The organism is Shewanella sp. 10N.286.48.B5, assembly GCF_002874355.2.
Lineage (GTDB): Bacteria > Pseudomonadota > Gammaproteobacteria > Enterobacterales > Shewanellaceae > Shewanella.
On the sequence record NZ_MCVG02000001.1, the window covers coordinates 3,030,877 to 3,042,981 of the forward strand.

Below are 12,105 nucleotides of genomic sequence, written 5' to 3' on the forward strand. Positions count from 1 at the left end.
ATGCCATTATTTAATTATTCAGACGGTGATGTTTTAGGTAAGGTTATATCAGTTGATACAACAACAGTTATTGTCGAAGTAGATAATTCAGAGCTATTAAAACGTCTACAAGTTAATCGCTTAGCTGTATTGCAAAGTAGTAAGCAAGGCCAACATCTAATAGGCTTGATAAGCCAAGTTACTAGAAAGAAAACGGGTGAAATATTAGAAGATAGCACTCCAGAAGAGATTAATGAATTAAACCTTTGTAAAGTCGCATTGATCGGTACTTTTTTGAATCGCGATGGTGCTGAGTCAAATATATTTAGAAGAACATTAGAAAGTGTGCCTGAGATTGACGCAAATTGTTTTGCTTTAGAAGGCGAAAATTTGACTGGCTTTATGCGTATTCTATCGAGGGTTGGCAATGAGGCTGCCTCTTTAACGTTGGGACAATACACACTTGACGACCAAGCCACAGCATACTTAAACGGAAACAAGTTTTTTCAACGACATGCTTTTATAGGCGGTAGTACGGGGTCAGGTAAGTCTTGGACTACAGCAAAAATTATTGAGCAGATGGCCAATCTTGAAACCTCTAACGCAATAGTTTTTGATTTACATGGTGAGTATGAACCACTAAACCAAGCAGGTATCAAACATTTTAAAGTAGCTGGACCTGCCGATATAGAAGCTGGCCGCACACTTAGTGACGGTGCTATCTACTTACCATATTGGTTACTATCTTATGAAGCGCTTGTTTCTATGTTCGTTGAACGAAGTGACCAAAATGCTCCTAACCAATCGATGATTATGTCTAGAGAAGTTAATGCAGCAAAGCAGAAATATCTCACTGATGGCGGACATACAGATATACTTGATAATTTTACTGTTGATAGTCCGGTGCCGTTTGATATTCAAGATTTAATATCTGAACTAAATGATATAAATACTGAGCAAGTACCTGGTGCTAGAGCTGGTACAACCAAAGCTGGTGAGTTTAACGGTAAGTTGAGTCGTATGATCGCTCGTTTAGAAAATAAACTGTCAGATAGAAGGCTGGGGTTTCTCTTTCAAGGTGGTGCTGACACGTTGCAATTTGATTGGTTAGAAAACTTAACAACTGCGCTAATGGGCAGTACAACAGAAAACGGTACTGGAGGAATTAAAATAATAAATTTCTCTGAAGTGCCATCAGATATATTACCTCTTATTGTATCCCTAGTTGCTAGAATTGCTTTTTCTTTACAACAGTGGACACCATCTGACTTAAGACATCCAGTAGCCTTGATGTGTGATGAAGCCCATTTGTATATGCCTCAGCGAAATGCAGCAGGAGCATCTGATGATATTTCTTTAGATATTTTTGAGCGTATAGCTAAAGAGGGACGAAAGTATGGTGTTAGCCTTGTTGTTATTAGCCAACGTCCTTCAGAAGTTAACAAAACGATGCTTAGTCAATGCAGTAACTTTGTATCTATGCGGCTAACGAATTCCGATGATCAGTCTGTTGTAAAGAAATTACTACCCGATAGCTTAGGTGGGTTTAGCGATATACTCCCTACATTAGATACTGGTGAGGCATTGGTTGTTGGTGATGCTTGTTTATTGCCAAGTCGAATTAGAATCGATGAACCTATAAATAAGCCTAATAGTGGTACTGTTGATTTTTGGAATGAGTGGCAAGAAGCAACACCTGCTAACAGATTAACTACTGCAATTGATAATTGGCGTAAGCAAAACATTCAGTAATGATGGTAATTGGATTAAATTAATAAACTTAATCCAAAACAAAAAAGCGACCTTAAGGTCGCTTTTTACTTTGATCGATACCTAAACTTCAAACAAAGCCAGCTACCTCGATAATGGCGTCGCTGGCGATGCTACATTTTCAAGTAGCTCTGCGGCGGCGAACCGAAGGCTCTAGTGCGGAGTTGAATGTTGTCAATGAGCACTCACACTCCTACATCAAGCCCACTCATATCAAATAGCGTTACTGCCGAAAGTAAGACAAAAAAGCCGCTGCTTTTTGCCACGGAGTTGACTGTTGTCAATGAGTAGCAAAAAATAGCGGCTGATGCAGTATTACTGAGGTTAAGTAGCTATTTACTCGTAATCAGAAATTGGGACGCACGAACACATCAAATTACGATCCCCATAAACATCATCAATACGATTAACCGTTGGCCAGAACTTATTCGCTTTAACCGCTGCGCTTGGGAATACGGCCACTTCGCGGCTGTAAGGACGTGAGTCAAACTCAGGATCCATAATGTCTGCCATGGTGTGTGGTGCATTGTGCAGTGGGTTGTTATCGCTTGGCCACTCGCCTGCTTCGACTTTGGCAATCTCGCCACGAATAGCGATCATCGCTTCGATAAAGCGGTCTAGCTCTACTTTTGACTCTGACTCTGTTGGCTCAATCATTAACGTACCTGCTACAGGGAAGCTCATGGTTGGGGCGTGGAAGCCGTAGTCATTTAGACGCTTAGCAATGTCCATCTCAGTGACGCCAGATGCTTCTTTAAGTGGACGTAAATCGATAATGCACTCGTGAGCTACGCGGTCATTACGGCCAGTAAATAATACTGGGTAATGGGCCGACAGCTTCTTCATCACATAGTTAGCGTTAAGTAGCGCCATTTGGGTTGATTGCTTAACCCCTTTTGTGCCTAACAGCTTAATGTACATCCAGCTAATAGGTAGGATGCTAGCACTGCCGTATGGCGCGGCTGATACTGCGCCATTATGGTCGCTTTCGCGGCCTGGTTTGACAACTTTATGGCCTGCAACAAACGGCGCTAAATGCTTTTTAATGCCGATTGGGCCCATTCCTGGTCCGCCGCCGCCATGTGGAATAGCAAAGGTTTTGTGTAGGTTAAGGTGTGATACATCAGCGCCGATAAAGCCCGGTGATGTAAGACCTACTTGTGCGTTCATGTTAGCGCCATCAAGGTAAACTTGACCGCCATGTTGATGAACGATTTCACAGATTTCGCTGATTGATTCTTCATACACACCGTGGGTCGATGGATAGGTGATCATAATGCACGATAAGTTATCAGCAAGCTCTGCCGCTTTCGCTTTTAAGTCTTCTAAATCAACGTTACCGTCTTTATCACAGGCTGTAACGACTACTTTCATGCCAGCAAGCTGGGCAGAAGCGGGGTTAGTACCGTGAGCAGATTGGGGGATTAAACAGATGTCTCTGTGCCCTTCGCCGCGAGACTCGTGATATTTCTTAATCGCTAACAGGCCAGCGTACTCGCCCTGCGCGCCAGAGTTTGGCTGAATACACACTTCGTCGTAGCCCGTAATGTTAACGAGAAAATCTGACAATTCGTTAATTAACTGAGTGTAACCTTGGGCTTGTTCAAGCGGGCAGAATGGGTGCATGTTGGCAAATTCAGGCCAGCTTACTGGTAGCATTTCAACGGCGGCGTTTAACTTCATGGTGCAAGAACCCAGCGAAATCATTGAGTGATTTAAGGCTAAATCTTTATTCTCAAGACGCTTGATGTAACGCATCATTTCAGTTTCGCTTTGGTAGCTACTGAATGTTGGGTGAGACAATATCTTGTCGTGACGGATGAGATGAGCAGGAATTGATCCCTCGCCTTCGCCAAAAGCAGCGCCGCCAATGATTTCAGCGTCGAGTGTTGCTACATCTAGACCGTGGTCAGCACCTAAGATGACATCAAATAACTGAGCGATATCGTCACGGGTGGTGGTTTCGTCAAGGCTGATGCCGACGATACCGTCGTGGTCGATACGTAGGTTCATTTCAGCAGATAATGCACGTGCGTTAACCGCATCAACATCAAGGCCTGATAATGAAAGGGTGTCAAACCAAGTGCTGTTAACTAACTCAACGCCTTTGGCTTTTAGGCCGACGGCTAAGATGTCTGTTAAACGGTTAATACGGCTGGCGATATTTTTAAGGCCAACGGCGCCGTGGAATACCGCGTAAAACGACGCCATATTGGCTAATAAGATTTGCGCTGTACAAATGTTTGAGTTGGCTTTTTCGCGGCGGATATGTTGCTCACGAGTTTGCATCGCCATACGCAGGGCTTTATTACCGCGGGTATCTTTTGATACGCCAATAATACGACCTGGCATTGAACGTTTGTGTGCATCACGTGCAACGAAGAATGCCGCATGTGGTCCGCCGTAGCCCATTGGTACGCCAAAACGCTGAGCGCTACCAAATACGATATCTGCGCCCATTGAACCCGGTGACTTAAGCAGTACCAGTGACATGATGTCAGCAGCAACAGTCACAATCGCTTTCTTTTCAGCAAGCTTAGCGAACAGTTCAGTGTTGTCGGTGATTTCACCAAAACGGTTAGTGTACTGGAATAATGCGCCGAATAGCTCGTAGTTTGCGGCTTCGCTTGCTGGGCCAACGATAACTTCAAAACCAAAGCATTCTGCGCGAGTTTGCACTACGTCTAATGTTTGTGGGAATACGTCGTCTGCCACGAAAAAGATGTTGGCTTTTTTGGCTTTTGATACGCGCTTGGCCATGGCCATTGCTTCAGCGGCGGCGGTTGCTTCATCAAGTAATGATGCTGAGGCGAGATCAAGTCCAGTTAAGTCCATAGACACTTGTTGGAAGTTAAGAATGGCTTCTAAACGGCCTTGGGCGATTTCTGGCTGGTACGGGGTGTACGCTGTATACCAACCCGGATTTTCAAACACGTTTCGTAAAATGACATTGGGTACTTCTGTACCGTAGTAGCCCATACCGATATAGCTTTTAAAGACTTTGTTTTTGTCAGCTATGCCGCGGATGTAAGCGGTGCCTTCTGCTTCGCCACATGAATCACCAATGGTCAATTCTTGCGGTAAACGAATTGAACCAGGCACTGTTTGTGCGGTTAAGTCTTCGAGCGATTCTGCGCCAACAAAATTCAACATTTCTTGCTGTTGAGTTTGGCTTGGGCCGATATGACGGCTTAAAAACAATTCGTGTTGCTCTAATTGAGTTAGGGTCTGCTTTGTCATGAGAAATCGTGTTCCAAATCTGCCAGTATTTTGCGGTAGGGCATCAATAGCTGGTCTAGGAAAAAAATGTTGTAATGCAATACTTATACGCGGGACGTAAGGATCGCTAATGCCTTTAAATATTTAAAGGTAAAACAAAAGAAGCTCCCAAGGGAGCTTCTAGTAGCGTCGACGATTATTCTTCGTCAATCACTTCTTGGTAACCGTCAGCGTCTAACAAGTTAGCCACTTCAGCTTCGTCTGAAGGCTGAACGCGGAAGAACCAACCTTCGCCAAATGCTTCGCTGTTTACTAGCTCTGGTGAGTCTTCTAATGCTTCGTTTACGGCAATTACTTCACCTGAAATCGGTGCATAGATGTCTGATGCAGCTTTTACTGATTCAGCTACGGCGCAATCTTCACCGGCTGTCACTGTGTCGCCAACTTCTGGTAATTCAACGAATACCATGTCACCTAATAGCTCTTGTGCATGCTCAGTGATACCGACAGTGTAAGTGCCGTCTTCTTCTTTGCGGATCCACTCATGAGATGATGCATATTTAAGTTCAGCTGGAATGTTGCTCATTGTCGTAATTCCTATATCTATAAATTTAAAGCGTAATCGTTAGTGTTATTTAAGTGCTGGCTAACAACCTCATTAGCAACACTTTTATTATTCAGTGACTTCAATACAAGCATTTATAACACTTTGGTTAGAATGCCTGTTTACCATTTCTGACAAAGCTTGGCGCTATTACTTTAACAGCTACGCGCTTTTTGCGCATTTCCACTTCAGCGGTATCGCTAATGCCTTGGGGTACTCTTGCCATGGCAATTGAGTAGCCTAAGGTTGGCGAGAATGTGCCGCTAGTAATTGAGCCTTGGTGCTCTAGGCCGTCTGCATCAGTAAAGAATACTGGCATGCCGTGACGCAGTACGCCTTTTTGTTCCATGACTAGGCCAACTAATTTGTCAGGTCCAGCGGCTTTAATAGCCGTTAATGCTTCGCGGCCAATAAAGTCGCGCTCGCTTGGTTCCCATGCGATAGTCCAGCCCATGTTAGCGGCTAATGGGTTAACGGTTTCATCCATATCTAAACCATAAAGGTTCATGCCTGCTTCTAAACGCAGGGTGTCACGTGCGCCTAGTCCACAAGGCTGTACGCCTGCTTCGAGTAGTGCTTGCCATAATGCTTCTGCCTCTGCTTCAGGTACGATAATTTCGTAGCCAACTTCACCGGTGTAACCCGTGGTAGCAATAAACAGTGAACCTGCTTGCACGCCAAAGAATGGCTTCATGCCTTCAACGGCGGCGTTTTGCTCAGCGCTGAATACAGTGGCGGCTTTGGCTTTAGCGTTAGGGCCTTGAACGGCAATCATCGCAAGTTCAGGGCGCTCAGTAATCGTCACCTCAAAGCCTGCAGATTGTTTTTCCATCCATGCTAAATCTTTTACCCGAGTTGCTGAGTTAACCACAACGCGGTAATGGGTATCGGTAAGATAATAAGTGATAAGGTCGTCAATTACGCCAGCATTGTCATCTAACATGCCGCTGTATAGCGCCTTGCCAGCAACTTTAAGCTTAGCAATATCATTTGCTAATAATTTGCGTAGAAATGCACAAGCATCGGTACCCGTCACATCAACCACTGTCATGTGTGATACATCGAACATACCTGCGTTTTGACGCACAGCGTTATGTTCTTCGATTTGTGAACCGTAGTTAAGTGGCATGTCCCAACCGTGGAAGTCTACCATCTTGCCATTTGATTCTAAGTGCTTGTTAAAGAGTACAGTTTTATTAGCCATTATTATCTCTTTTTTATGAACCTTCTGAGGGTAAAACTAATGAAGGTATTTTATAAATGCGCCAAAATTATACCCACAGGGTTAATTTTGTATAGTAGGAAATTTTCTAATCTGAGACTTTGTCATTAGTTTAGCTAATGCGACTATAGGCGTTTTAATATCTTTATTTACGCCAACTCGGCCCATCCCCTGATATATAAGGATTTTTAGGCCGAATTAGCTAAAAAATTTAATCTCGACAAAGCTTAGGAAGTTTCACTTTATTGCCTATAGCCTGTTTGATGAACACTGTTTTTAGTCCTGCGACATTATCAACTAGGTTTAAACCCAGATCTCTAAAGGCTTTTTTAACTGGATTGCTACCGGAAAATAGTCTTTTAAACCCTTCCATTGCGCTAATCATTTCAATGGCATCAGCTTTTCGCCAGCGCTCAAGGGCGCGAAGGTTGGCGTAATCACCGAGATCTTTACCCGCTTCATGTAACTCGCTAACGGTTTCGATAATACTGGCCGCATCTAAAAAGCCTAAGTTAACCCCCTGACCTGCTAACGGATGGATTGTATGGGCGGCGTCACCGGCTAAAATCAAACGATGACGGGCAAAATGACGGGCATAACGCATCCGTAATGGGTGCGATTGGCGCGAGCTGACCAGTTCACAAATGCCTAAACGACCATCTGATGCTGCGGTTAAGGCTTTTGAGAACTCATCACTTGATAGCGCTAATAATTCTTCTGCTTGCTGGGGCGATACTGACCACACGATTGAGCATAAATTGTCTTCATACAATGGCAATAAAGCTAATGGGCCATCGGCTAAAAACACTTGGCGGGCGGTAGCATCGTGGGGCTCACTGGTGCGAATAGTGGCGACAATGGCGTGATGACCATAATCCCAAAAGGTTAATGGGATTTGGCATTGGCTACGCACCCAAGAATTGGCGCCGTCAGCGGCAATCACTAGGGCGGCGCTTAAGTTGTCACCGTTATCTAGGGTAAGCCATGATTCACGCTCACCAAAGGCGATGCGTTCTAGTCGCTGACCTTCTAGGTGGGTGATGTTCGAGAGTTCAGCCGCGCGTTTTGCTAAGGCAAAGCTGATGGCTTGGTTTTCGATAATCGCCCCAAGGGATGGCTCGCTAATGCTGGCGGCATCAAAGGCAATTTTACCTAAACCGTCTTTGTCCCACACCGCCATTTTTGAATATGGGGTAGCGCGGGCGCTATCAATGTACTGCCAAGCACCTAAGTTGGTAAGTAGTCGCTCACTGGCTTTGTTAATGGCACTCACTCGAAGGCGTGGCTCACCTGACACAGCCTCTGTTTGGCCCGCATCAATCACCACCACGTTTAAGTTTGCCTCGGCTAAACCGATTGCCGTTGCCAAGCCAACCATACCACCGCCAACTATGGCTACATCATAGGTCTGAGTTTGAAACATGTTAATCCTTAATCTTCAATCGGTTTACTGAGATGCTTTATTACTGCACTTGCAATCTTTAGACGCTTTTCCAGCCCATGGCTTTATGGGCAATCGGCGCTTTAAGCGGCGGACACCATGACAATAATCTTAACCCTAAACTGCGCCCAGCCACTAGCGGCCAATACTGATTTGAGAAGCCACGCACTAAAAACTCAACATTGTTGATGGTGGCCATTCTATCTTGCTGTCTTGATGCAAGATAATGATGAATAAGCGAGTTGTGGCCAAGATCTAAACTTTCAATGCCAGCTTCAATACTTGTATCAATACTGCTTTTAATGCTGGTTTCAATACTTGTTTCGACAGCATCGATTAATCCAACCACATCACGTAGACCTAGGTTAAAGCCTTGACCTGCAATGGGATGTAAAGTTTGCGCCGCATTGCCAATAAACACAGTGCGATGATAAATCGGTCTTGGCATGTAAGATAAGGTTAATGGATAACTGACCCGTAAGCCGACATCAGTAAAGCGCCCGGCGCGATTGCCAAAAGCCTGTTGCAACGCGGCTAAAAAGTCGACTTTGTCACAGTGTTTAAACTGCTGGGCTTGCTCAGCATCTAGCGCCCACACTAATGACAGCCGAGTTTTACCATTTATTGGCGCCATGGGTAATAAGGCTAATGGGCCAGTGTCAGTGAAACGCTCATAGGCCCAACTATTGTGAGGTTTATCAGTTTGGACATTGGCCACCAGCGCCACTTGTTCAAATTCAACTTGAGTCACATCTTGTTTTAACGCTTGGCGCACTTTGGAGTGAGCACCATCTGCAGCCACTAACAACTTGCTGCGAATTTGCTGGCCGTTATCAAGGGTTATCGTGTGACCATCCATATCGGTTTCAAGCTGAGTTAGGCTTGCTGGGCAGTGCAATTTAATATCCGCTTGTTGAAGTTGATCAAACAAGACTTTACCGACTTTCGCTAGCTCAACCACTTGCCCCATTGATGGCAGGCCAAATTGCTCAGCGTTAAGCTCGGTCATGCCAAAGTGACCGCGATCTGAGATATGAATATTTTCAATATCGCTGCCAAGGCTTTCAATACTTGGCCAGATCCCTAACTGAGTTAACTCAAATACTGAGCCATGGGCAATGGCGATTGAACGCGAGTCAAACCCTGGGTGATTATCATCAGTTTTTTGCGCTTCAATTAAGGCGATAGATAAAGGACGGTTTAAAAGACCTGCATGTTTAGCGGATAATTTTTCTGATAATTTTGCTAAACCCAGCGCTAAACTGGCACCAGCCATAGCGCCGCCAACAATAGTGATATCCACCTGTTGTGGTGGCTGTTGTGGTGGCTGTGGTAATTGGGCACTTGCCTGTTTGCTATCTGTCTTCGCGTTTAACTCAGTCATAAAGCCTGTTCTTATTGTTTTTGTTAATTATGATATGAATTGAATATTGTTATGATGGTATTGCTATTGGCCATGTAGCTAGTTCAGCTCTGGTTCGTGTTCTGGCTGAGCTCAAGTATCTGTGATGCCAGAGGATTTTTCACCCCGAGCCAACACAGCCCAAGGCGAAAGCTACATTCTAATTAGTGCAGCGGCGCTAATGGGGATTCTTCATCTAATGGCATTTCAGGGCCAAACTCTGAGTAACATAAAATAGCCGCCATTCTGACAAACTCGTGCAACTCGATAAATGCAGCTTCTGATTCATCATCATCGCTGACATCAAATTCCACTTGAGCAATAGCGCCTAAATCTTGGATAATTTCGCGCACATCAGTTGATGCGCCGTTAAGCTTTGGCTGAATAAGCGCAATAGCGGTTAAGTAGCTTTGTACCCATAGGGCTAAGCACTCTAAGCGCAAGCTGAGTAGCTCTTCTTCTTCTGGTAATAACGGCGTAAAACCAAATTCAGCATCGCTTAAGCGAGTTGCTGTGTCTTGGAATAATTCGTTAATAAGTTGTTGCAGTTCAGTGCTGACTGCTTGACCGTCATTCATCAATTCAAGTAATGGCTTTTGCCAAGCTAATTTTGCTTGATCTACCCCACCACAAATTAAACCAACTAATGCGCCATGCACCTCAACAGGATGCTGACCAATTTCAGCTGAATCTAACGCTTGTTTTAGTTTTTCAATACATAAAGAAGGAGGGGTTGCCATGATATTGTTCCAGTTATATTCAATCAGATGCAATGCTAGCAGAGTTAATAACTGCCACCAAATTGTTCATTGCGATTTGCTAAGTATAATAGCAAATTGACCAAAGCTTCACTAACCCCGCCGCTATAAAGCTAAAGCTGATATTAACTGTCTTGTCTATAACGCAATCAACTAAGCGTTTTGCACCAAAGCGAGTATTCTTAAACGGTAAACTGTTCGATGCCATTAATTTGTAAAAATAGAAATGACGATTGTAACGCCTATTGCAATGACGGCTTGTATTAGCCTTGAGCTAGGCGCTTAACGAGTTATCCTGCCTGACGTGTAGGGAACGTGTAGAGAGTTTAGCCATAATTATGTTTTAAGATTAATTATGCTCAGACAACAAGCAAATAATCGTAAAGGCGGCGAGTTACCTTGCACTTTTAATAGTAGCGCTATATAGTCCGCAAATAGACTAATACCGTTATCAACTGTGGTAAAAGCGTAATGCTAAGGCGTTATCGCGAGGTAAGTCGTTAACCTGCTACAATTTTTATTTTTCGACAAATAAGGATCTTCAGCGAAGCATGAGTAATAGTGCTATTGATATCTCCCTGTTAGGGCGCACCTACTCGATTAATTGTCCTAAGGGACAAGAGGATGCTTTGCGTGCGATTGCCAAGGGTGTCGAGCAGCAGCTTTCTACATTAAAAACACGTACCAACAATTTGAGTCGCGAAGAATTAGCCATTATGGCCGCGTTAAATATTGGTCATGAGTTGTATGAAGAGCAGCAAAAAAATCAGCAGTATATGGCGCAAATGGATGAGCGTATCTCGTTATTACAATCAACGTTAGAAAACTCGTTGCTTGAACGAACCACCAAGAAAGGTTAACAATTTTAGAATTATGTACTGCCGCTAGTAATGGCTAACGGTACCTGGTTCAACCCTGTTTTGCTCCCTGGGATATTCGCTTGTAGGTTATGTCCCTGTGCCGATATTTACAAACCCAGGGTGAATGCTTTCATTGACATTGCGTATGCTCGGCTCGTATCGAGAAACCTTAGGATATGAACATTTTCCCGCCTTGAACCTACGGTTCAAGGGCTGCACCGACGGTCGGTATTCTGGGGAGCAATTTAATTTAAAACAAACCACCTCAATGGTGGTTTTTTTATGGCCAAAATTAGCACTTAGCTACTCACCCGCCAAGCCCTTAATCGTCCAAGCCCTTAACCATCCAAGCCCTTAATCGTCCAAGCCCTTAACCATCCAAGCCCTTAACCATCCAAGCCCTTAACCATCCAAGCCCTTAATCGTCCAAGCCCTTAACCATCCAAGACCTTAACCATCCAAGACCTTAACCATCCAAGACCTTAGCCATCCAAGCCCTTAATCGTCCAAGACCTTAACCATCCAAGACCTTAGCCATCCAAGCCCTTAATCGTCCAAGCCCTTAACCATCCAAGACCTTAACCATCCAAGACCTTAGCCATCCAAGCCCTTAATCGTCCAAGCCCTTAACCATCCAAGACCTTAATCGTCCAAGCCCTTAACCATCCAAGCCCTTAATCGTCCAAGACCTTAACCATCCAAGCCCTTCTCAATCACAAGCTCGATATTTTGGCAAGGTCACTCATTTTTAAACAACATCTTCACGGTGTTTTTTATGGCTAAAACTTATAATGGGTTGTCAATCATTCGCCAAACAGGCCCTAACGCTCCTACAAAAAATGTATCAAAA

Annotated in this window: 8 protein-coding genes and 1 other RNA gene; 3 read left to right on the forward strand and 6 right to left on the reverse strand. The window is 44.3% G+C overall.

Features of this window, described 5'->3' with window-relative positions; all coding sequences use genetic code 11:
• Window positions 1-1,731 (forward strand): ATP-binding protein, encoded by a 1,731-nt coding sequence (locus BCU57_RS12995; protein ID WP_102435696.1) that lies wholly within the window; start codon window positions 1-3, stop codon window positions 1,729-1,731.
• A 354-nt stretch (window positions 1,732-2,085) separates the two neighbouring features.
• On the opposite strand, the gene gcvP is transcribed toward BCU57_RS12995, so the two are convergent.
• The 6 genes from gcvP to BCU57_RS13025 all read right to left on the reverse strand — a co-directional run bounded on the left by gcvP (window position 2,086) and on the right by BCU57_RS13025 (window position 10,377).
• The gene (gene gcvP, locus BCU57_RS13000; protein WP_102435698.1) at window positions 2,086-4,989 is read right to left on the reverse strand and encodes an aminomethyl-transferring glycine dehydrogenase; all 2,904 of its coding nucleotides are present in this window, start codon (window positions 4,987-4,989) and stop codon (window positions 2,086-2,088) included.
• Between the two features lie 175 nt (window positions 4,990-5,164).
• Window positions 5,165-5,554: a glycine cleavage system protein GcvH gene (gene gcvH / locus BCU57_RS13005; RefSeq protein ID WP_076539644.1), complete on the reverse strand. Its 390-nt coding sequence runs from the start codon at window positions 5,552-5,554 to the stop codon at window positions 5,165-5,167.
• Window positions 5,555-5,681: 127 nt separating this feature from the next.
• Window positions 5,682-6,776 (reverse strand): glycine cleavage system aminomethyltransferase GcvT, encoded by a 1,095-nt coding sequence (gene gcvT / locus BCU57_RS13010; protein ID WP_102435700.1) that lies wholly within the window; start codon window positions 6,774-6,776, stop codon window positions 5,682-5,684.
• 229 nt (window positions 6,777-7,005) lie between these two features.
• Window positions 7,006-8,217, reverse strand: a complete 1,212-nt coding sequence (locus tag BCU57_RS13015) for an FAD-dependent oxidoreductase (protein WP_102435702.1) — start codon at window positions 8,215-8,217, stop codon at window positions 7,006-7,008.
• A gap of 58 nt (window positions 8,218-8,275) precedes the next feature.
• Window positions 8,276-9,511 (reverse strand): 2-octaprenyl-6-methoxyphenyl hydroxylase, encoded by a 1,236-nt coding sequence (gene ubiH / locus BCU57_RS13020; protein ID WP_241903438.1) that lies wholly within the window; start codon window positions 9,509-9,511, stop codon window positions 8,276-8,278.
• Window positions 9,512-9,801: 290 nt separating this feature from the next.
• Window positions 9,802-10,377, reverse strand: coding sequence for a UPF0149 family protein (locus BCU57_RS13025; protein ID WP_102435706.1), 576 nt, complete (start codon window positions 10,375-10,377; stop codon window positions 9,802-9,804).
• Window positions 10,378-10,946: 569 nt separating this feature from the next.
• Here BCU57_RS13025 and zapA point away from each other — a divergent pair.
• Both zapA and ssrS read left to right on the forward strand, forming a co-directional pair.
• The gene (zapA, locus tag BCU57_RS13030; RefSeq protein WP_076539654.1) at window positions 10,947-11,255 is read left to right on the forward strand and encodes a cell division protein ZapA; all 309 of its coding nucleotides are present in this window, start codon (window positions 10,947-10,949) and stop codon (window positions 11,253-11,255) included.
• Between the two features lie 61 nt (window positions 11,256-11,316).
• A non-coding RNA gene (gene ssrS / locus BCU57_RS13035) (6S RNA) lies at window positions 11,317-11,499 on the forward strand.
• The last annotated feature ends 606 nt before the right edge of the window (window positions 11,500-12,105 follow it).